The sequence below is a fragment of the Streptomyces sp. NPDC047117 genome (assembly GCF_040643545.1).
In the GTDB taxonomy this organism is placed as follows: domain Bacteria; phylum Actinomycetota; class Actinomycetes; order Streptomycetales; family Streptomycetaceae; genus Streptomyces.
The window spans coordinates 109,865-129,994 of record NZ_JBEYUN010000014.1; the positions used below are offsets into that span (position 1 = coordinate 109,865).

The window sequence follows — 20,130 nt, forward strand, 5'->3', positions numbered from 1 at the left end:
GCTCGCCCCGCTGGAGGAGCCACCGGCCCTTTCGCGCCTTACCCTCGTGGGCACTGCAACGACTGGTACGGACCGGCCGAGCACGGACCGAGCCCCGCCGCATGGACCCGCCGCACCGCCCCCGCCCACGGAGGTTCACGCCCCTATGAAGCTCACTGTCGTCGGATGCTCGGGGTCGTTCCCTTCGACGGAATCGGCCTGTTCGAGCTACCTCCTGGAGGCCGACGGCTTCAGGCTGCTCATCGACATGGGCAACGGTGCCCTCGGCGAGCTGCAGCGCCACTGCGGTCTCTACGACCTCGACGCGGTACTCCTCTCCCACCTGCACGCCGACCACTGCATCGACCTCTGCGGGTACTTCGTGGTGCGCTACTACCGCCCCGACGGCGGCCGCTGCGCCCCGATGCCGGTCTACGGCCCGGCCGGCACCGAGCGGCGTCTCACCGCCGCCCACGCCGATCTGCCCACCGACCGCGCCATGAGCGAGGTCTTCGACTTCCGCACGCTCACCCCCGGCACCTTCACCGTCGGCCCCTTCACGATCCGCACGGAGAAGGTCAGCCACCCCGTGGAGGCGTACGGCTTCCGCATCGAGCACGACGGCCGGTCGCTCACGTACTCCGGCGACACCGGCGTCTGCGACTCCCTGCACACGCTCGCCGACGACGCCGACTTCTTCCTGTGCGAGGCCTCCTTCACGCACGGCAAGGAGGACATCCCCGACCTGCACCTGAACGGCCGCGAGGCCGGCGAGCACGCGGCCCGCGCCCGTGTCGGCCGCCTGGTCCTCACCCACATCCCCCCGTGGACCGACCCCGGCATCAACCTCCGCGACGCCCAGGACGTCTTCAACGGCCCGGTCGAGGTCGCGAAGGCGGGGGCGGTGTACGAGATCTGACCCCGCGTACGTGACCCGTACGCGGCCCGCGCCGTGCAGGTCACCCGCGTCATGCACGAGGCCCCCGGAACCCTGTGGTTCCGGGGGCCTCGTCGCGTACGGGCGGGGCTCACGCCTTGGTGAGGTCCTCGACCTCCTCCTCGGGCTCGCGGCCCGGGGTGGGGAGGTTGAACTTCTGGATGACGAACCGGAAGACCACGTAGTAGACCGCCGCGAACACCAGGCCGATCGGGATGATCAGCCAGGGCTTGGTGGAGAGGTGCCAGTTCAGCACGTAGTCGATGGCACCGGCCGAGAAGGTGAAGCCGGCATGCACGCCGAACGCCCAGGTGATGGCCATCGAGAGGGCGGTCAGTACGGCGTGCACCGCGTACAGCAGCGGCGCGATGAACATGAACGCGAACTCGATCGGCTCGGTGATACCGGTGACGAACGAGGTCAGCGCCAGCGAGACCATCATGCCCGTGACCACCTTGCGGCGCTCGGGGCGTGCGGAGTGCGCGATGGCCAGCGCGGCGGCGGGCAGACCGAACATCATGATCGGGAAGAAGCCGGTCATGAACTGCCCGGCCGTCGGGTCGCCCGCGAAGAAGCGGCCGATGTCGCCGTGCGCGACCTTGCCGGCCGCGTCGGTGAAGTCACCGAGCTGGAACCACGAGACGGCGTTCACGAACTGGTGCATGCCGATGGGGATCAGCGCACGGTTGATCAGGCCGAAGAGGCCGGCGCCGACCGCGCCCAGGCCGGTCATCCACTCGCCGAAGCTGGAGATCGCCTCGCCGATCGGCTCCCAGATCAGGGTGAAGATCACGCCCACCGCGGTGCCGACGAAGGCCATGATGATCGGGACCAGCCGGCGGCCGTTGAAGAAGCCGAGCCAGTCCACCAGCTTGGTGCGGTGGAAGCGCTGCCACAGGGTCGCGGCCAGCAGGCCCATGATGATGCCGCCGAGCACGCCGGGGTTGTTGACCACCGGCTCGACCCACTTGCCGTGGTCGATGTGGCCCTCCTCGACGGGGAAGGCCTTGAGGACGTTGCTGTAGACCAGGAAGCCGACCAGGGCGGCCAGCGCGGTGGAGCCGTCGGCCTTCTTCGCGAAGCCGATGGCCACGCCTATGCAGAACAGCAGCGGCAGATTGTCGAAGACCGCTCCACCGGCGGCGGCGAACACCTTCGACACCTCGGTCCAGCCGAGCCCCTTGTCACCGAAGACGTCGGGCTGGCCGAGACGGTTGAGGATGCCCGCGGCGGGCAGGACGGCGATCGGCAGCTGAAGGCTGCGGCCGATCTTCTGCAGGCCCTGGAACAGGCCGGATCCCCGCTTCTTCGCGGGAGCCGCCTTGTCGGCGGTGGCCGTACTCATCGGATTCCTCCTGGTGAGGCGGGCTCCGGGGAAAAGGGCGGCCCGCTCGTATGGTCTACACCACTGAGTGGTTTAGACCATACTTAGCATGTCGTCACCACATAAAGGAATCCGTTCTTCCTGATCGTTACGGCGGCAAGCGGAACGGCTCCGGAACCTATTGTTCCGGAGCCGGATTCCGCCACACAGAGCAGTCCCTACTTCACGTTCTGCTGCTCCATCGACTCGCCCACGTCCTCCGGTTCACGGCCCGGGGTCGCCAGGTCGAACTTGGTGATCACGAAGCGGAAGACCGCGTAATAGACCACCGCGAAACACAGCCCGATCGGAATGATCAGCCACGGCTTGGTCGCCAGCCCCCAGTTGATGACGTAGTCGATCAGACCCGCCGAGAAACTGAACCCGTCGTGCACCCCCAGCGCCCAGGTCACCGCCATCGACACACCCGTCAGCACCGCGTGCAGCACGTACAGCACCGGCGCCACGAACAGGAACGAGTACTCGATCGGCTCGGTGATACCCGTGACGAACGACGTCAGGCCGACCGAGAGCATCATGCCCGCGATCTCCTTCCGGCGGTGCGGCCGCGCGCAGTGCGCGATCGCCAGCGCCGCCGCCGGCAGCGCGAACATCATGATCGGGAAGAAGCCCGACGTGAACTGACCCGCCGTCGGGTCGCCCGCCAGGAACCGGTTGATGTCGCCGTGCACCACCGTCCCGTCCGGCTTGGTGAAGTCGCCGAACTGGAACCACATGAACGTATTCAGGAACTGGTGCATGCCGATGACCAGCAGCGCCCGGTTCGCCACGCCGAAGATTCCGGAGCCCGTCGACCCCAGGTCCACCATCCACTTGCTGAAGCTCGTCAGCGCGTCGCCGATCGGCGGCCACACGAACAGGCAGATCACCGCGAAGGCCAGCGCCACGAACGACATGATGATCGGCACCAGCCGCCGCCCGTTGAAGAAGCCCAGCCAGTCCACCAGCTTCGTGCGGTGATACCGCTGCCAGAACCACGCCGACAGCAGCCCGATCACGATGCCGCCGAAGACGCCCGGGTTCTGGTACGACGCCGGCGCCCCCGTCCCGTCCTTCGCCACGCACGCGCCGCCCAGCGGACCGCCGCTCACGAACGTCGTGCCGCCCGCGCAGTCCTCCGGGAACTGGTGCAGCACGAAGAAGTACACGAGGAACCCCGCGACCGCCGCCAGCGCCGTCGACCCGTCCGCCTTCTTCGCCATGCCGATGGCCACACCGACGCAGAACAGCATCGGCAGCCCGAGCGAGGAGTCCAGCAGCGCGCTGCCCGCGCCCGCGAACACCTTCGCCACGTCGTCCCAGCCCAGCCCCTCGGCCCCGAAGACATCGGGCTGGCCGAGCCGGTTCAGGATGCCCGCCGCGGGCAGCACCGCGATCGGCAGCTGCAGGCTGCGCCCCATCTTCTGCAGGCCCTGGAACAGCCCGCCGCCCCACTTCTTCTTCCTCGGCGCCGCCGCCGCGTCCGAACTCATCCGCATCCTCCCGGCCGTCGGCCCCGCGACGGCCGACTCGTGCTTGCCGCATACTGGTGGTGTAGACCATTCGTAGTGGCGCTGACGGGACCTCCCGGACGCACCACCGGGTGGTCGCCATCATTCGCCAGGCAGCGGACATACGCCCGTCCAACAGGGCTGAACGTGCGTTACCGTGTGGAATCCTTCGGCACCATCGCCGACGGCCGAGACAAGCAGGAGTGGACATGGCCAGCAAGGCTGAGAAGATCGTCGCCGGGCTCGGTGGCCTCGACAACATCGAAGAGGTCGAAGGCTGCATCACCCGCCTCCGCACCGAGGTCGTCGACCCGTCCCTCGTCGACGAGGCCGCCCTCAAGGCCGCCGGCGCCCACGGCGTCGTGAAGATGGGCACCGCCATCCAGGTCGTCATCGGCACCGACGCCGACCCCATCGCCGCCGACATCGAAGACATGATGTGAGCTGAGCCGACGGCGCACGCCGCGCTCGCCCCGAGGCCCCTTCCGTACGTGCGGACGTACCGGAACGGGGCCTTCGGCATTCCCGATAGGCTCGTCCCCATGTCTCGCATCGACGGCCGCACCCCCGAACAGCTCCGCCCCGTCACCATCGAACGCGGATGGAGCAAGCACGCCGAGGGCTCCGTCCTCATCTCCTTCGGCGACACCAAGGTCTTCTGCACCGCCTCCGTCACCGAAGGCGTGCCCCGCTGGCGCAAGGGCAGCGGCGAGGGCTGGGTCACCGCCGAATACTCCATGCTGCCCCGCTCCACCAACACCCGCGGCGACCGCGAATCCGTCCGCGGCAAGATCGGCGGCCGCACCCACGAGATCTCCCGCCTCATCGGCCGCTCGCTGCGCGCCGTGATCGACTACAAGGCGCTCGGCGAGAACACCATCGTCCTGGACTGCGACGTCCTCCAGGCCGACGGCGGCACCCGCACCGCCGCCATCACCGGCGCGTACGTCGCCCTCGCCGACGCCGTCGCCTGGGCCCAGGGCAAGAAGCTCATCAAGGCCGGCCGCAAGCCGCTGACCGGCACGGTCTCCGCCGTCTCCGTCGGCATCGTCGACGGCAAGCCGCTCCTCGACCTCTGCTACGAGGAGGACGTCCGCGCCGAGACCGACATGAACGTCGTCTGCACCGGCGACGGCCGCTTCGTCGAGGTCCAGGGCACCGCCGAGGCCGAGCCCTTCGCCCGCGACGAGCTCAACGCCCTCCTCGACCTCGCCGTGGCGGGCTGCGCGGACCTGGACAAGGCACAGCGGGAGGCGCTGGAACGGACGCTGTGACCTGCGGCGTACCGGCACAGGGGGCGAAATGCCCCGCACTCGGTGATCTGTGACGTTCCCCTCGTGGGAGCTGCATCTCTAGGAATGGCTGCGGTACGGGCGCACTGTGGGAAGTGCGCCCTCCGCTTCCCGCACGACACGTTTCGTACGGCTGCTCGTACGGCTCATATGGGCTCGTACGGGCTTGTAAGGGCTTGTACGGCCATCAGGGCCCGTACGGACTCCTGCGGCTCGTACGGCTCTTACGGCCGGGGCGCATCTCCCCAGCACCCGACGACGAGGAACTTCACCGTCATGCCTGCTGAAGCCGCTGCTACCGCCACCGCCGCCGCCCTCGAGGCGCCCGCCGCCCGCACCGGGGGACCCAAGGACGACTCGCCGTGGATGGAGCACCTCCTCGGCTGGACGCTCGTCGTCGTCCTGGCCATGTTCCTGACCCAGACCGGCCTCATCGCCGGACTTACCTGACCTTCCGCCGCATATCGGCGACGTCGGCAACCAAAAGCGCGCGCCAGGCGTTCCTTCCTTTACCTGTTCATTGCTTAGGGAGGGCCCCGCCCATGTCCGCGTACCGCTTCGCCCGCCGTCGCCGTTCCCCCGGATCGGGCGCCGCCGTGCGGCCCGCCCGTCGTACGGCCGTGACCGCCGCCTCCGCCGTGGCGGCCATCGCCCTGGCCGTCCCCGTGCTGACCGGCTGCGGAGCGGTGGAGACGGCCCTGGACTGCGCGCAGACCGCCACCGCCGTCGGCAAGAACGTCGACGAACTCCAGCAGGCCTTCTCCAACGGCGCCGACAACCCGGCGGAGGCGCAGCAGGCCCTCGACAAGATCGACAAGAACCTCGACGAGCTCGGCGACAAGAGCGACAACGCCGACATCGGCAAGGCCGTCGACGACCTCTCCCGCGGTGTCAAGGACGCCCAGCAGTCCCTCGACCAGGGCAAGACCCCCGACACCGCCCCCATCGAGTCCGCCGCCTCGGAACTCACCAAGATCTGCACCCCGGGCTGACGGGCCGCGTGACACGCGGGGCGGGGCAGGGCGGGGCGGGGTGGCCCGCCCCGCCGGGCCGGTCGAGTCCGGCGCACCGGGATAATCGCTCACCATGAAGCACCAGCGCCTGATCCTCGCGACCCGCAACGCCGGCAAAATCACCGAACTCCGCGCCATCCTCACCGAGGCCGACCTGGCCATCGAACTGGTCGGCGCCGACGCGTACCCGGACGTCCCCGACGTCAAGGAAACCGGCGTCACGTTCGCCGAGAACGCCCTGCTGAAGGCCCACGCACTCGCCCAGGCCACCGGCCACCCCGCCGTCGCCGACGACTCCGGCCTCTGCGTGGACGTCCTGAACGGCGCCCCCGGCATCTTCTCCGCCCGCTGGGCCGGCCGGCACGGCGACGACCGGGCCAACCTCGACCTGCTCCTCGCCCAGCTCTCCGACATCGCCGACGAGCACCGCGCGGCCCACTTCGCCTGCGCCGCGGCCCTCGCCCTCCCGGACGGCACGGAGCGCGTCGTCGAGGGCAAGCTGGAGGGCACCCTCCGCCACGCCCCCGCCGGCACCGGCGGCTTCGGCTACGACCCGATCCTCCAGGTCGAAGGCGACACCCGCACCTGCGCCGAACTCACAGCAGCCGAAAAAAACGCCATCAGCCACCGAGGCAAGGCCTTCAGGGCGCTGGCGCCGGTGGTACGGGAGCTGTTGGGCTGACCCCGGAAACGGCTCGGTCGTCTCCTCGCACGAGGAGACGACCGAATGCGGTGGGCCCGGTGGGACTCGAACCCACGACGCACCGGATCTAAACCGGCGTCCTCTTGCCTGCTGGGATACGGGCCCGCGCCGCCCACTCTACTGGGTCCACTTGGTGACAGCGGGTCCGGTTGGCGTCATCGTACGTCGCGGCGCCAATTGCCTCCCCTGCACCAGGTACTGGTGATCGCATGGCAGTTGGGGCACAACAGTCGTAGGTTCTCGGCCCGGTCGTCGCTCCAGTCGCCACTGATGTGGTCGACCTCCAGCGTCATAGGGCGTCCATGCCAGCACGGTCCCGTGCCGCACCGGGCGCACAGTTCCGCCACCCCGATCTGCCGCAGAGCCCGGTGAAGCATCGCCGATTGCGTACGCCGACGGCCGTCGTGTTTCACGAGGATCTGCTCGGCCGACTTGATGGGCGTTGGGCTTGGCTTGCCTCGCTGATGAGCTTGGCCGAGGAAGTGCGACATATCGAGAGCGGCTTCGGCAATCCATCGGCGGAGCACTCTCCGGGTGGCCGTGTTGTCGGGCATGTCGAGCCTGCGCAGAGTCTCCGCGAGGGAGAGCGATGCCGATATGACCTGCGGCAGTGTGGCGGGTGGGACGGTGGCATGTCTCGTGTACTTGCGGTGGCGGAAGTGCGACACGTCGATGCCGAAGTGGGCGAAGCGCTTCAGCAGGTACTGGCGGAGCCGTTCGTAAGGGCGAGTGCCGAAGAAGGCGATGACTTCGTCGATGTCTGCGCAGGACGCGGCCGCTTCGGTCATCCGCTCGCGGGTGTACTTGATTCCGCCGCTCATGCCGAGCCCTTGCGGCCCGTGGCCCGACGGCCCTTGTTCCGGCCTCGATAGGAGTCCGTCGTGGAGTGGCAGTTCGGGCAGAGGAAGCGCAGGTTCTCCAGGCGATTGTCGCGCCAGTCGCTGTTGATGTGGTCGACCTCCAGCGGTAGCGGCTGGTTCTGCCAGGTCGGGCCGATGCCGCACAGGGCGCAGCGTTCGTCCGTGCCGTGGGCCAGGAGGGCGCGCCTCAGTCGCCGTGCCGGGACGCGGGGCGCTTGGGCAGGGCCCTCTTTCCTCAGCAGTTGCTCCCGTGCACGTCGTTGCCGAGCATCCGCGCCGGATGGCTTGTCGTCGAAGTGCGACGTATCGATCCCCAAGGCCCGTATACGGCGGCTGATGTGGGTGTGATGGCCGCCGACGGGATCGAGGCCGAGGTGGCGGAGGACCTCGTACATGCTGGTCGAGGCGGCCACGGCCGGTTCGAGGGCGGCCTTGGTCCAACGAGTGCCCTCGCGTGTGAAGTGCGAGGTGTCAATGCCCATGGACTTCATGCGGATGCGGAGGTAGCTGCGGGTCGGGCTCTTCGGGTCGACGCCGAGTTGGCGTAAGGCTTCCGAGAGGGTGCGCGACGAGGCTGCGGCCTTGGACAGACGGTCGTGGGTGTATGGGCTGGCGGGCATGGTTCCCCCGTCCGGCCGTCAGGCGACGGCCGATTGTTCTGATGTCGAACTGAACAACGGGAAGCCTCAAGGCGGAGTCACGCAGGGTGAGGGGCAGAAATGAAGAATCCCCCGATCGGGTGATCGGGGGATTCGGGGGCCGCTCTGTGTCAGAAGCGCGGGTCCGGGCTCTGGGCCGTGACCAGTTCGACCGCTTCCTCGTGGGTGGCTACCGAGGGCGGGGAGCCTTCGAGGGGCTGCTGGGCGGTTTCCTTCATGCACATGACGGCGATGACGCCGATCAGGGCCGCGCCCATGGCGTAGTACGCCGGGATCATCTGGTTGCCGTTGAAGCCGGCCATCAGGGCCTCGATGACCAGGGGGGTCGTGCCACCGAAGAGCGAGGTGGAGAGGTTGTAGCCGATGGAGAGGGAGCCGTACCGGACGTTGGTCGGGAAGAGGGCCGGGAGGGCCGCCGACATCGTGCCGAGGAGGCAGACCAGGGAGAAGCCCATCAGCAGCATGCCGACGCAGATGAGCAGCAGATCGCCGGTCCCCACCAGGAGGAAGGAGGGGATGGAGAGGACGAAGAAGCCGAGCATGCCGGCCATGAGCAGCGGCTTGCGGCCGAAGCGGTCGTTGAGGCGGCCGACGAAGTTGATGACCAGCATCAGGACGACCATGGTGCCGAGCAGCACCAGCAGGCCGTGCGACTCCTTGTAGTGGAGCGTGTCGGTCAGGTACGTCGGCATGTACGACAGCAGCATGTAGTCGGTGATGTTGTACGCGCCGACCAGGGCGATGCAGAGGATGAGGGCGGGCCACTGCTGGGAGAAGATCTCGCCGATCTTCCGCTTGGGCTGGTTCTCGGAGAGGTGGGAGAACTCCGCCTCCTCCTCGGTGGCCGAGCCCGTCGCGGAGTGCGTCTGGCTGGCTTCCAGCTTCTGGAAGGCGGGGGTCTCGTCGAGCTTCATCCGCAGGTAGAGACCGACGAGGCCGAGCGGGCCCGCGACGAGGAACGGCAGGCGCCAGCCCCAGCTCTCCATGGCGTCGGAGCCGAGGAAGGTGTTGAGGAGCAGGACGAGGCCCGCGGCGCCGGTGTAGCCGGCGAGGGTGCCCATCTCCAGGAAGCTGCCGAAGAAACCGCGCTTCTTGTCGGGGGCGTACTCGGCGATGAAGGTCGAGGCGCCGCCGTACTCACCGCCGGTGGAGAAGCCCTGGACCAGGCGGAAGAGGATGAGCAGTACCGGTGCCCAGAACCCGATGGTGGCGTACGACGGGATCAGGCCGATGCAGAAGGTGCCCACGGCCATCATGATCATGGTGAGCGCGAGGACCTTCTTGCGGCCGATGCGGTCGCCGAGCGGGCCGAAGTACGCGCCGCCGATGGGCCGTACGAGGAAGGCCACCGCGAACGTCGCGAACGAGGACAGCAGGCTCGCGGTGTCGCTGCCGCTGGGGAAGAAGACGTGGCCGATCGTGACGGCGAGGTAGCTGTAGATGCCGAAGTCGAACCACTCCATCGCGTTACCGACGGCGGCGGCCTTCACGGCGCGCTTCACGACCCGTTCGTCGGTGATCGTGATGTCGGTGCGGCGGAGCTTGGGGTTCTTGCGGCGGGCGATGGCGCGGAAGAGCATGCGGTGGCGCCGGACCGCCTCGGGGTCCATGTCGGTCCCGGACGTGGCATCGGTGCTGCCGGTCGTCACGAGTGCGGTCCTCTCGGTCGGTCGGTCCGCGCGCTGCGCGGTGGGCTCGCTTCGAAAGGGGCGTCTGCGCGGTTACGGAGCCGGTCAAACCACTTTGGCGGCAGAACGCGATTTTCGTCACTCGGTGTGGGCCGTTTAGGGCGGGTGTGAGGTGGTTGTGCTGGTCGAACGGGTGGGGGTGTGGAGGCGGGGGGAGGGGGAATCAGGCCGCGACGCCGAGCCGCGATGCCGGGTCGCGACGCCGGGCCACCGTGCCCAGCCGCGATGACGAACGGCCTCCCGCCGGGACGAATGTCCGGAGGGAGGCCGTTCGGTGAGGCCGTGCTGGGTGCCGGGCCTCGGGGGCCGGACGGCGCTGCCCCGCGGGTCCGTTCGGCGGGTGCTTACAGCCCCAGGTCCTTGATGATCTTGGCGACGTGGCCGGTGGCCTTGACGTTGTAGAGGGCGCGCTCGACCTTGCCCTCCTCGTCGATGATGACGGTGGAGCGGATGACGCCGGTGACGACCTTGCCGTAGAGCTTCTTCTCGCCGAAGGCGCCGTACGCCTCCAGGACGCTCTTGTCGGGGTCGCCGAGGAGGGTGACCTTCAGCTCCTCCTTCTCGCGGAACTTCGCGAGCTTCTCGGGCTTGTCGGGGGAGATGCCGATGACGTCGTAGCCGTGCCCGGCCAGGAAGTCGAGGTTGTCGGTGAAGTCGCAGGCCTGCTTGGTGCAGCCGGGGGTCAGGGCCGCGGGGTAGAAGTACACGATGACCTTGCGGCCCTTGTGGTCGGCGAGCGAGACCTGCTTGCCGTCCGCGTCGGGGAGGGTGAAGGCGGGGGCGGTGTCGCCGGGCTGCAGTCGCTCGCTCATGGCTCTCCTCAGGAGTGGGTCGGTGACCGTGCCGAAGTGGGCCGGTGACCGTGCCGACCTCGGTGGTCGCTTGTGCTGTCCCGAGGTTACTGAGGTCCGCCGACAGCCCCTCATGCCCTCGGCCGGTTCGTCTCTTTGTACGCCGCGTGGGCGCGTTGATCGGGGGTGCCGTGGGGCGGTTCGGTGGGTGAGCTGACAGACTGTCCATCAGGAATCATTGAGGATCTGTATTCACCGGCCGAGACGACGGAGGCAGCGCGGTGTCGGATGCCAGGACCCCTGCGCAGATCGAGGCGGACATCGTCCGCCGGCGGCAGGAGCTCGCCGTGACGCTCGACGAGATCGGCGTGCGGCTGCACCCCAGGACGATCGTCGGCGACGCGAAGGCGAAGGCGGCGGCGGCCGTGGACCGTACGGCCGGGCGGGCGTACGTGCTCGCCAACCGGGCGGTCTCCGACGTCCGCTCGCAGCTGGTGTCGGAGGACGGCGCGCCGCGCATGGAGCGGATCGTTCCGGTGGCGCTGGTGGCGGTCGGTCTGGTGGGGCTGCTGGCGGTGGGTGCGCGCAAGCGCCGGTCGTAGGGGCGTCGTAGAGGCGTCGCATGGGCCGCGTAGGGGCGTTGCCGGGGCCGTACCGCCCGGGCCGGGGTGCCCGTACCGCCCGGGCCGGGGTCCGGTGCGGGGGCGGGTGCAGGTACGGTCTTGCCGTGAGCCCGAACAACACTCAGGACACCCACGACAAGCTGCCGATCCGGATGCTGCACGACCGGGTGCTCGTCCGTACCGATATCGCCGAGGGCGAGCGGCGCTCGACCGGCGGCATCGTCATTCCGGCGACGGCCGCGGTCGGCCGCCGGCTGGCGTGGGCCGAGGTCGTGGCGGTGGGGCAGAACGTCCGTACCGTCGAGCCGGGGGACCGGGTGCTGTACGACCCGGAGGACCGCGCCGAGGTGGAGGTGCGCGGCGTCGCGTACGTGCTGATGCGGGAGCGCGATCTGCACGCGGTGGCGGCGGAGCGCCTGGAGGGCGCCGAGGACTCGACCGGGCTGTACCTCTGAGCCCGTCCCTGTTCCTCTCGGGGCTGTGCCTCTGAGCCTGTCCCTGCCCCCGTTCGTCCCGGGGCTGTGCCTCCGAGCCTCCCTCTGTCCGCCTCCCCTGTTCGTCCCGTAAGGCCCTGACCAGCAGTTTCTGCGGGCGGTGACCGGCGTCACCGCCCGTTTCGGCGTGGCTTGCTATGGTCGGAAACATCCCGACGAGACGCGCCGTACCGGGTCATGACAAGACGACGCACCCCTGTAGATGCACGCACGCATGCGCGTGTGCGCGCTTGTCACGGAGGTGCCGTCATGGCATGGGTTCTGCTGTTGGTCGCCGGTCTGCTGGAGGTCGGCTGGTCGATCGGGATGAAGTTCACCGACGGGTTCACGCGGCTGTGGCCGAGCCTGTTCACGGGCGCGGGCATCGTCGTGAGCATGGCCCTGCTGTCGATCGCCGCGCGGACGCTGCCGATCGGTACGGCGTACGGCGTGTGGGTGGGCATAGGTGCCGCCGGTGCGGCGGTGGTGGGCATGGTGGTGCTGGGTGAGCCGGCGACCGCGGCCCGGATCTTCTTCATCTGTCTGCTGCTGGTGGCCGTCGTGGGCCTGAAGGCGACGTCGGGTCACTGAGCGCGGCGAAGGGACCCGGGGCACGTCCTGATCGACGTGCCCCGGGCCCCTTCGCGTGTACTGCCGTACTGCCGTTCTGTCGTGCTGCCGTTCCGCCGTCACTCCCAGTCGTCGGACGGTGTGCCCGGTGCTCCGCCGGGTCCGCCGCCGGGTCCGCCACCACCACCCGGTCCGCCGCCGGGCTCGACCGTGGGGAAGTCCTCGGTGGGGGCGGAGGTGGGCGGCGGTTCGCTCGGGAAGGTGGGCTCCGGCGGTTCGACGGTGGACGGGGGCGGCGTGGTGACCGGGGGCGAGTCCGGGGGCGTGGTCTCGGTCGGGGCTGTGGGCACCCCGGTCTCGTCGCCGGGCCCGGTGGGCGGCGCCGTGCCGGTGGGGACCGGTTCCTGGGCGCCGGTCTCCAGCTCCAGGTCGAAGTCCTCGGGTGCCTTGCCGTCCAGCGCGGCCGCGGTGTAGTCGGCCCAGATCTGGGCGGGCCAGCCGCCGCCGTTGATGCGGGCGAGGCCGCCGGCGCCGTACAGCGGTTCCTGGGTCGCGGTCTTGGGGTCCTGGCCGAACACGGCGATGACGGTGGCCAGGTCGGGCGTGTAGCCGGCGAACCAGGCGGCCTTGTCCTCCTCGGCGGTGCCGGTCTTGCCGGCGGCGGGACGCCCGGCGGCCTGGGCCGCGGCGCCGGTGCCGCCGGGGCTCTCGACGACGCTGCGCAGGATGGAGGTGGTGGTGTCGGCGGCCTCGCGGGGCATCGCGGTCTGCTCGGACCGCATGGGCAGGCCGACCTTCTCGCCGTTCTTGGTGATCTTCTGGACGAAGGTGTACGGGACCCGCTTGCCGTGGTGGGCGAGGGTGCCGTAGGCGCTGGTCATCTCCAGGACGCTGGGGGTGGCGGTGCCGAGCGAGATGGAGCCCTGGGACTCGGCGAGGCCGGGGGTCCCGCGGGGGATGCCGAGGTCGACGGCGGTCTCCCGGACCTTGTCGGGGCCGACGTCGATGCCCATCTGGGCGTAGACGGCGTTGACGGACTTGTCGGTGGCCTCGCTGACCGTGATCTGGCCGTACGAGCGGTCGTCCTCGTTGGCGGGGGCGAAGCCGGTGGGCTGGCCGTCGCTGAGGGTCATCCGCTTGTTGGTGCCGTCGTAGACGGTCTGCGGGGTGATCGTCCGGCCGTCCTGGGTGGTGGAGTGGTTGGCGACGGCGGAGGCGAAGACGAAGGGCTTGAAGGTGGAGCCGACCTGGTAGTCCGCGCGGGTGGCGCCGTTGACGAACTGCTTGGCGTAGTCGATGCCGCCGTACATGGCGACGACCTTGCCGGTGGCGGGGTCGATGGAGGCGCCGCCGGCCCGGACGTTCTTGTCGGCGTCGCGGTTCTTCTTGTCGAGCTGGTCCATCACCTGGTCGTCGACGGCCTTTTCGAGGGCCAGCTGCTTCTTCTTGTCGATGGTGGTGGTGATGCGGTAGCCGCCGCCCTTGAGATCGTCCTCGTCGAGGATGTCGTTGTTGCGGAGGTAGTCCTTGATGGCGTCGACGAAGTAGCCGCGGCGGCCGGAGAGGCCGGAGGGGGTCTTGGCCGCGCCGGGCGGGTCGAACTTGGTCGACGCGCGCGCCGATCCGCTGAGCCAGCCCTTCTTGACCATGCCGTCCATGACGTAGTTCCAGCGGGCCTCGGCGCGCTTGCGGTTCTCCGGGTGGACGACGATGTCGTACTGGCTGGGGGCGTTCAGGAGGGTGGCGAGGTAGGCGCCCTGGGCGGCGTTGAGGTCCTTGACGTCCTTGTTGTAGTACGCCTGGGCCGCGGCCTGGATGCCGTAGGCGTTGCGGCCGTAGTAGCTGGTGTTGAGGTAGCCCTCCAGGATCTCGTCCTTGCTCACCTCGCGGTCCAGCTTGATGGCGATGAAGAACTCCTTGGCCTTGCGGGTGACGGTCTGTTCCTGGCCGAGGTAGTAGTTCTTGACGTACTGCTGGGTGATGGTGGAGCCGGACTGCTTGCCCTTGCCGATGACGGTGTTCCAGGCGGCGCGGATCATGGCGACGGGGTTGACCGCGGACTCGCTGTAGAAGTTGCGGTCCTCCGCGGCGAGCACGGCGTGCTGGACGGTCTTGGGTACCTGGTCGAGCTTGACGTTCTCGCGGTTCACCGCGCCGTCGCGGGCGAGCTGGGTGCCGTCGGAGAAGAGGAAGACGTTGCTCTGGGCCTTGGCCGCCTGGTTGGCGGGCGGGATGCCGACGAGGAGATAGCCGGCGATGAAGCCGCCGACGATGATCAGCAGGATCACCAGGATGCCGCCGAGGGTCATGCGCCAGGTGGGCAGGAAGCGGCGCCAGCCCGTGCGGCGGGGGCGGCCCTTCTTGCCGGAGGGCGGGGCGGCGCCCGGTTCGCCGTCGGGGGAACCGTTACTTCCCCGGTCGTCCTGCTGCGGATCGTCGTTCATGTCTGTAGTGACTCCTCGGCCGCCGCCGATGGTTGTGCCGCGGCGGATCGGTGTCGTAGCGGGCGATTCGCGCCCTACGCCGGAAAAAGGTCGTGTCTTCCGAAATGCAAGTGTCGCCCGTTGAGAAACTCTCGCATCCTGCGGGCCGACCCAAGAGGGTGGCACGCACATGTGACCGGTCTGTGACCGGCCGAATGGGTTCTCTCCCTCACTGGATCGGGTGATAAACCCGTGGTGCCCCCACCAACGGCGGAGCTAGGCTCCGTTGTTTTGGCGTCACACCTCGGGGGACGGAAGCGTGGGCGGGGCAGTTCGTGAGCGTGGTGGCGGCCTCGCGCTGTACGCGGCCGTGGCCCGGGGCGGCTTCCGGCGGTACGTCACCTACCGCACCGCCACCGCCGCAGGGGTGTTCACCAACACCGTCTTCGGCTTCATCATCTCCTACACCTACCTGGCCCTGTGGGACCAGCGGCCGCAGCTGGGCGGGTACGACCAGGCGCAGGCGCTGACCTTCGTCTGGGTCGGCCAGGCGCTGCTGGCGACGGTCTCGCTGGCCGTCAACGGCGGTATGGAGGAGCTGCAGGAGCGCATCCGCACCGGCGACATCGCGGTGGACCTCTACCGCCCCGCCGACCTCCAACTGTGGTGGCTCTCCGCCGACCTGGGCCGGGCCGCCTGCCAGCTGCTCGGCCGCGGGGTGCTGCCGATGGCGGTCGGCGCGCTCGCCTTCCCCCTGGCGCTGCCCGCAGCGCCGGGCCTGTGGGCCGCGTTCCTGGTGTCCGCCGTGCTCGCGGTGACGGTCAGCTTCGCGCTGCGCTACCTCGTCGCGCTCACCGCGTTCTGGCTGCTGGACAGCGCCGGGGTGGCGGTGCTCGGCGGGCTGGCCGCGATGTTCTTCTCCGGGATGCTGCTGCCGCTGCGGGCCTTCCCCGGCGAATTCGGCGAGGTCGCACGGATGCTGCCGTGGGCGTCGGTGCTCCAGGTGCCGGCCGACGTGCTGCTGGGGCGGTACGAAGGGGCCGCCGTGCTGGGGGCGCTGGCCTTTCAGGCGGGCTGGGCGGCGGTGCTGCTGGCGGTCGGCCGGCTGATGCAGTCGGCGGCCACCCGGAAGGTGGTGGTGCAGGGTGGCTGAGTCCTTCGGGCGGGCCGCGCCGGTGCGGCACGGCATACGGGCATACCTGCTGATCGTAGCGATGTGGGTCCGGTCCACACTCACCTACCGGGCGTCGTTTGCGATCATGGCCTTCGGCAATGCCGCGGGCAGCGGCCTGGAGTTCGTGACGATCCTTCTGATGTTCTCGCACATCGACGAGCTCGGCGGATTCGGGCTGCCCGAAGTCGCCCTGCTCTACGGAGCGTCGGCCACGGCCCTCGGCCTCGCGGACCTGCTGCTGGGCAACGTGGAGCGGCTCGGCGCGCGGGTGCGCGACGGCACCCTGGACGTCCTGCTGGTCCGCCCGGCGCCGGTGTACGTACAGGTCGCCGCCGACCGGTTCGCGCTGCGCCGGATCGGGCGGCTGTCGCAGGCCGCGGTGGTGCTGGGCTGGGCGCTGTCCCGGGTCCCGGCGGACTGGACGCCGGGCCGGGTGGTGATGGTCGCGGCGATGCTGGTGAGCGGGGCCGCGATCTACGGTGCGATCTTCACGCTGGGCGCGGCCTTCCAGTTCTGGGCCCAGGACGCCGCCGAGGTGCAGAACTCCTTCACATATGGCGGAAACGCGATGCTGCAGTACCCGCCCACCGTCTTCGCCAAGGACCTGGTGCGCGGGGTCACGTACATCATTCCGCTGGCCTTCGTGAACTGGCTGCCGGCGCTCCGCCTCCTCGGCCGGGACGACCCGCTGGGGCTGCCGAGCTGGGTGGACTTCCTGGGGCCCGTGGTGGCCGCGGTGATGTGCGGGGGCGCGGCGCTGGCGTGGCGGGCGGGTCTGCGGGGTTACCGGAGCACGGGGAGCTGACATGACGACGGACGGACCGGCGACGAACGGAAACGGGCCGGAATTCATCGCACTGGAGGGGGTGGAGAAGGTCTTCCAGGTGCGCCGCAAGGCCGGGCGGCTGCGCCGGGTGAAGCAGGAGGTGCGGGCCGTGGACGGCATCGGCTTCCGCATCGGGCGCGGCGAGATGGTCGGGTACATCGGCCCGAACGGCGCCGGCAAGTCCACCACGATCAAGATGCTGACCGGCATCCTCGTGCCCAGCGCCGGCCGTATCAGGGTCGCGGGCATCGATCCCTCCCGGGAGCGCACCAGGCTGGCCCGCCGGATGGGCGTGGTCTTCGGGCAGCGCACGACCCTGTGGTGGGACCTGCCGCTGAAGGACTCCTACGAGCTGGTGCGGCGGATGTACCGGGTGCCGTACGGCACGTATCGCAAGAACCTCGACCGGTGCGTGGAACTGCTCGACCTCGGTCCCCTGTTGACGGTGCCGGTGCGGCAGCTGTCGCTGGGCCAGCGGATGCGCGGGGACATCGCGGCGGCGCTGCTGCACGACCCGGAGGTGCTGTACCTGGACGAGCCGACGATCGGGCTGGACGTGATCAGCAAGGCGCGGGTGCGGGACTTCCTGCGCGAGGTGAACACCACGCTCGGCACGACCGTCCTGCTGACCACCCACGACCTGACCGACATCGAGCAGCTGTGCCGCCGGGTGATGGTCATCGACCACGGGCGGCTGGTGTACGACGGCGACCTGGACGGGCTCCACGGGGTGGGGGAGAGCGAACGGACGCTCGTGGTGGACCTGGAGCGGGAGCTGCCGCCGATCGAGGGCGTACCGGGGGCGCGGACCGTGCGGGTGGAGGGCCCGCGGCAGTGGCTGGCGTTCCCGGCGTCGCAGAGCGCGGCACCGGTGGTGGCGGCGGTCGCCGAGCGCTGGCCGCTGGTCGACCTCTCGGTACGCGAGCCGGACATCGAGGACGTGATCGCGCGGATGTACACCCGAAGCGCGGTGAAGTAGGGCCGGACGGCTGGTTCCCTGCTTACTCTTTGGCCATGAATGAGGAACGCCCCGAATTGCGGGCCTCTGATGCCGACCGGGACCGGGTTGCGGAGATTCTGCGGGATGCGCTTGCCGAGGGCCGGTTGCGGATGGAGGAATTCGACGAGCGGCTGGAGGCGGCGTACGAGGCGCGTACGTACGGTGAGTTGGAGCCGTTGACGGCGGACCTGCCGGTGGGGGGAAGGGATGTGCCGGTGCTGCCGGCGGCCGTGCCCCGGAACGCTGTCGCGCCGGCCTGGGCGGAGCGGATCGTGGGCGGCGAGGGCAGCTCGTCGGCCGGGATCGGGATCCTGGGCGGCTTCCAGCGGACGGGGCAGTGGACCGTGGGGCGGCGCTTCACGGCGGTCGCCTTCTGGGGCGGCGGCGAGATCGATCTGCGCGAGGCCCGGTTCGCGGACCGCGAGGTGGTGATCAACTGCGTCGCGATCATGGGCGGGGTGAACATCGTCGTGCCGCCGGGCGTCGAGGTCGACGTGCGCGGTGTGGGCATCATGGGCGGCTTCGACCACCGGGAGGCCGGGGTGGCGGGCGACCCCGGCGCGCCCCGGGTGATCGTGACGGGCCTGGCGTTCTGGGGCGGCGTCGGTGTCGAGCGGAAGCCGACCAGGGCGGAGAAGGAGCGCCTGAAGGCCGAGCGGCGGGAGCGCAGGGCGCTGGAGAAGGAGGAGAAGGAGCGGCGGCGCAAGGAGCTGGGCTGACCGCCGCCCGTCGTCCTACAGCGAGGCGGGGGCCGAGCCCTTGAGGTGCTTGAGGTTCACCGCGAGGGCCATCGCCTTGTAGCCGTCGTCGCTCGGGTGCAGGTGGTCGCCGGAGTCGTACCGGGGGAGCAGCCGGTTCGGCTGGGCCGGGTCGCGGAGCGCCTTGTCGAAGTCGACCACGTTGTCGTACACGTTCCCGGCCCGGATCTGGGCGTTCACCGCCTGGCGCACCTGGTCCATGCGGACCGAGTAGCCGCGGTGGCCGTAGAACGGGGTGAGCGTGCCGCCGGTGACCCGCAGGCCGCGCGCGTGCGCCTGCTTGACGACCTTCCGCATGCCGGCGACCAGCTTCTTCGGGTCCCACTGGCGCGGGGTCTTGAAGAGGTCGTTCAGGCCGATCTCGACGATCACCGCCTTGACCCCGGTCCGCGACAGCGCGTCGCGGTCCAGCCGGGTGAGCACGCTGGGGCCGTTGTTGGGGGAGTAGCGGCTGCCGTCGATCAGCAGGCGGTTGCCGCTGATGCCCTGGTTGAGGACGCCGAGGCGGGGCGCGCCGGGCTCCTCGCGCAGTCGCTGGGCCAGGAAGTCGGTCCAGCGGTGGTTGGCGCCCATGGTGGAGGTGATGCCGTCGGTGATGGAGTCGCCGATGACGACGACCGAGCCCTTGGCCTCGCGGCTCCAGACGTCGACGCCGGTGAGGTAGCGCCAGTACGGGCTCTGCTCGGTGAAGTCCGTGCCCGCCTCGGCCGCGGCCCGGTCGCCGCGCGCCAGGTAGGAGGTCTGCCGGGCGTACGGGTGGTAGGTGACGGGGCCGGAGGGCGCCGGGGAGTACGTGGTGATCAGGAGGTCCGCGTCGTGCGGCACGTCCAGCCGCACGGGGTCGCTCGCTATGGCGCCGCCGGCCGGGATGACGACGGAGGGGCGGTCGCCGAAGGTGAGGCGGCGCATCGTGCCGGCCGTCGCGGTCGGGTTGTTCGGCGCGGCGGCCAGGGCGATGGTGGCGTGGGTGATGGCCAGCGGTCGGGTGCCGTAGAGGTTGGAGAGCTGGATGCGGGCGCTGGTGCCGCCGATGCTGGTGTGGATCACGTTCCGTATCGACATGCCCGCGTACCCGTCGAGGGTGCCCGGTTCGGCGGCCGCGGCCGATGCCGCCCAGGTGCCGACCCACTGGCCGGAGACGGCGGGGTCTGCGGAGTTCCGCGGGCTGTGCGGGTCGCTGCCGGTGCCGCTGCCGTCGCCGCCGAACCCGACGAAGATCGCGGTCGATACGAGGACCACCACTGCCGCCAGACCGGCGAGCAGGGCGTAACCCACACTTTTGTTCATGCGGGGGCGTTCTCCTGGGGCAGGCGGAGCCGCTGGCTCCGGATGGGCAAGGGCAGCGTCTGATCAGCGGCGCCGTCGCAGTCCGATCGATCCTCCATGATCCCATGGTGGACGCCACGGCTGCCGGGCGGCTCCCTCGCCGCCGGGACGGCGGCAGGGGCGATGCGCTCGACCTGTGGGACGACGGGAACTCGTGGTTC

At 69.8% G+C, this 20,130-nt stretch carries 21 protein-coding genes, 1 tRNA gene and 1 riboswitch; of the genes, 13 read left to right on the plus strand and 9 right to left on the minus strand.

Annotated features, from left to right (window positions below; translation table 11 throughout):
• Window positions 1–145: 145 nt before the first annotated feature.
• Window positions 146–898: an MBL fold metallo-hydrolase gene (locus tag ABZ840_RS25775; RefSeq protein ID WP_361562670.1), complete on the plus strand. Its 753-nt coding sequence runs from the start codon at window positions 146–148 to the stop codon at window positions 896–898.
• A 109-nt stretch (window positions 899–1,007) separates the two neighbouring features.
• On the opposite strand, the gene ABZ840_RS25780 is transcribed toward ABZ840_RS25775, so the two are convergent.
• A complete protein-coding gene (locus tag ABZ840_RS25780; RefSeq protein ID WP_361562672.1) occupies window positions 1,008–2,261 on the minus strand; it encodes a PTS transporter subunit EIIC in 1,254 nt (417 codons plus the stop codon).
• Window positions 2,262–2,458: 197 nt separating this feature from the next.
• Window positions 2,459–3,772, minus strand: coding sequence for a PTS transporter subunit EIIC (locus ABZ840_RS25785; protein WP_361562674.1), 1,314 nt, complete (start codon window positions 3,770–3,772; stop codon window positions 2,459–2,461).
• Window positions 3,773–3,999: 227 nt separating this feature from the next.
• On the opposite strand from ABZ840_RS25785, the gene ABZ840_RS25790 reads away from it, so the two are divergent.
• The 5 genes from ABZ840_RS25790 to ABZ840_RS25810 all read left to right on the plus strand — a co-directional run bounded on the left by ABZ840_RS25790 (window position 4,000) and on the right by ABZ840_RS25810 (window position 6,777).
• On the plus strand, window positions 4,000–4,233 hold the full coding sequence (locus tag ABZ840_RS25790; protein WP_030250235.1) for a PTS glucose/sucrose transporter subunit IIB: 234 nt from the start codon (window positions 4,000–4,002) through the stop codon (window positions 4,231–4,233).
• Window positions 4,234–4,332: 99 nt separating this feature from the next.
• Window positions 4,333–5,064, plus strand: a complete 732-nt coding sequence (gene rph, locus ABZ840_RS25795; protein WP_361562676.1) for a ribonuclease PH — start codon at window positions 4,333–4,335, stop codon at window positions 5,062–5,064.
• A gap of 294 nt (window positions 5,065–5,358) precedes the next feature.
• Window positions 5,359–5,532, plus strand: a complete 174-nt coding sequence (locus tag ABZ840_RS25800) for an SCO1431 family membrane protein (RefSeq protein ID WP_361562678.1) — start codon at window positions 5,359–5,361, stop codon at window positions 5,530–5,532.
• 92 nt (window positions 5,533–5,624) lie between these two features.
• Window positions 5,625–6,074, plus strand: a complete 450-nt coding sequence (locus ABZ840_RS25805) for a hypothetical protein (protein ID WP_361562679.1) — start codon at window positions 5,625–5,627, stop codon at window positions 6,072–6,074.
• A gap of 94 nt (window positions 6,075–6,168) precedes the next feature.
• On the plus strand, window positions 6,169–6,777 hold the full coding sequence (locus ABZ840_RS25810) for an XTP/dITP diphosphatase (RefSeq protein WP_361562681.1): 609 nt from the start codon (window positions 6,169–6,171) through the stop codon (window positions 6,775–6,777).
• A 51-nt stretch (window positions 6,778–6,828) separates the two neighbouring features.
• Here ABZ840_RS25810 and ABZ840_RS25815 read toward each other — a convergent pair.
• From ABZ840_RS25815 to bcp, 5 genes are all read right to left on the minus strand, one after another.
• Window positions 6,829–6,903 (minus strand) — tRNA-Leu (locus tag ABZ840_RS25815).
• A 50-nt stretch (window positions 6,904–6,953) separates the two neighbouring features.
• Window positions 6,954–7,619 (minus strand): HNH endonuclease signature motif containing protein, encoded by a 666-nt coding sequence (locus ABZ840_RS25820; RefSeq protein ID WP_361562683.1) that lies wholly within the window; start codon window positions 7,617–7,619, stop codon window positions 6,954–6,956.
• Window positions 7,616–8,278, minus strand: coding sequence for an HNH endonuclease signature motif containing protein (locus tag ABZ840_RS25825; protein WP_361562684.1), 663 nt, complete (start codon window positions 8,276–8,278; stop codon window positions 7,616–7,618). Before ABZ840_RS25825 ends, ABZ840_RS25820 begins: the two co-directional genes overlap by 4 nt.
• Window positions 8,279–8,427: 149 nt before the next feature.
• Window positions 8,428–9,927 carry an MFS transporter gene (locus ABZ840_RS25830; RefSeq protein WP_361562854.1) on the minus strand — a complete coding sequence of 500 codons (1,500 nt, stop codon included), beginning with the start codon at window positions 9,925–9,927 and terminating at the stop codon, window positions 8,428–8,430.
• A gap of 422 nt (window positions 9,928–10,349) precedes the next feature.
• Window positions 10,350–10,817, minus strand: a complete 468-nt coding sequence (gene bcp, locus ABZ840_RS25835) for a thioredoxin-dependent thiol peroxidase (protein WP_361562686.1) — start codon at window positions 10,815–10,817, stop codon at window positions 10,350–10,352.
• Window positions 10,818–11,077: 260 nt separating this feature from the next.
• On the opposite strand from bcp, the gene ABZ840_RS25840 reads away from it, so the two are divergent.
• The 3 genes from ABZ840_RS25840 (at window position 11,078) to ABZ840_RS25850 (ending at window position 12,483) form a co-directional block, all read left to right on the plus strand.
• Entirely contained in the window at window positions 11,078–11,398 is a 321-nt protein-coding gene (locus tag ABZ840_RS25840; protein ID WP_361562688.1) for a DUF3618 domain-containing protein, read from the plus strand.
• Between the two features lie 173 nt (window positions 11,399–11,571).
• Entirely contained in the window at window positions 11,572–11,874 is a 303-nt protein-coding gene (locus ABZ840_RS25845) for a co-chaperone GroES (RefSeq protein WP_019711573.1), read from the plus strand.
• A gap of 168 nt (window positions 11,875–12,042) precedes the next feature.
• A riboswitch (guanidine-III (ykkC-III) riboswitch) is annotated at window positions 12,043–12,108 on the plus strand.
• A 54-nt stretch (window positions 12,109–12,162) separates the two neighbouring features.
• Window positions 12,163–12,483 (plus strand): multidrug efflux SMR transporter, encoded by a 321-nt coding sequence (locus ABZ840_RS25850; protein WP_361562690.1) that lies wholly within the window; start codon window positions 12,163–12,165, stop codon window positions 12,481–12,483.
• Window positions 12,484–12,581: 98 nt separating this feature from the next.
• On the opposite strand, the gene ABZ840_RS25855 is transcribed toward ABZ840_RS25850, so the two are convergent.
• Window positions 12,582–14,906 (minus strand): transglycosylase domain-containing protein, encoded by a 2,325-nt coding sequence (locus ABZ840_RS25855; RefSeq protein ID WP_361562692.1) that lies wholly within the window; start codon window positions 14,904–14,906, stop codon window positions 12,582–12,584.
• Between the two features lie 298 nt (window positions 14,907–15,204).
• Here ABZ840_RS25855 and ABZ840_RS25860 point away from each other — a divergent pair, with 298 nt between their 5' ends.
• From ABZ840_RS25860 to ABZ840_RS25875, 4 genes are all read left to right on the plus strand, one after another.
• Window positions 15,205–16,038 (plus strand): ABC-2 family transporter protein, encoded by an 834-nt coding sequence (locus tag ABZ840_RS25860; RefSeq protein ID WP_361562694.1) that lies wholly within the window; start codon window positions 15,205–15,207, stop codon window positions 16,036–16,038.
• A 61-nt stretch (window positions 16,039–16,099) separates the two neighbouring features.
• Window positions 16,100–16,864, plus strand: a complete 765-nt coding sequence (locus ABZ840_RS25865) for an ABC transporter permease (protein ID WP_361562856.1) — start codon at window positions 16,100–16,102, stop codon at window positions 16,862–16,864.
• A 1-nt stretch (window position 16,865) separates the two neighbouring features.
• Window positions 16,866–17,864: an ATP-binding cassette domain-containing protein gene (locus ABZ840_RS25870; protein ID WP_361562695.1), complete on the plus strand. Its 999-nt coding sequence runs from the start codon at window positions 16,866–16,868 to the stop codon at window positions 17,862–17,864.
• A 35-nt stretch (window positions 17,865–17,899) separates the two neighbouring features.
• The gene (locus ABZ840_RS25875; RefSeq protein WP_361562697.1) at window positions 17,900–18,604 is read left to right on the plus strand and encodes a DUF1707 domain-containing protein; all 705 of its coding nucleotides are present in this window, start codon (window positions 17,900–17,902) and stop codon (window positions 18,602–18,604) included.
• Between the two features lie 15 nt (window positions 18,605–18,619).
• Here ABZ840_RS25875 and ABZ840_RS25880 read toward each other — a convergent pair whose 3' ends face one another.
• A complete protein-coding gene (locus ABZ840_RS25880; RefSeq protein ID WP_361562698.1) occupies window positions 18,620–19,930 on the minus strand; it encodes an SGNH/GDSL hydrolase family protein in 1,311 nt (436 codons plus the stop codon).
• Window positions 19,931–20,130: the final 200 nt, after the last annotated feature.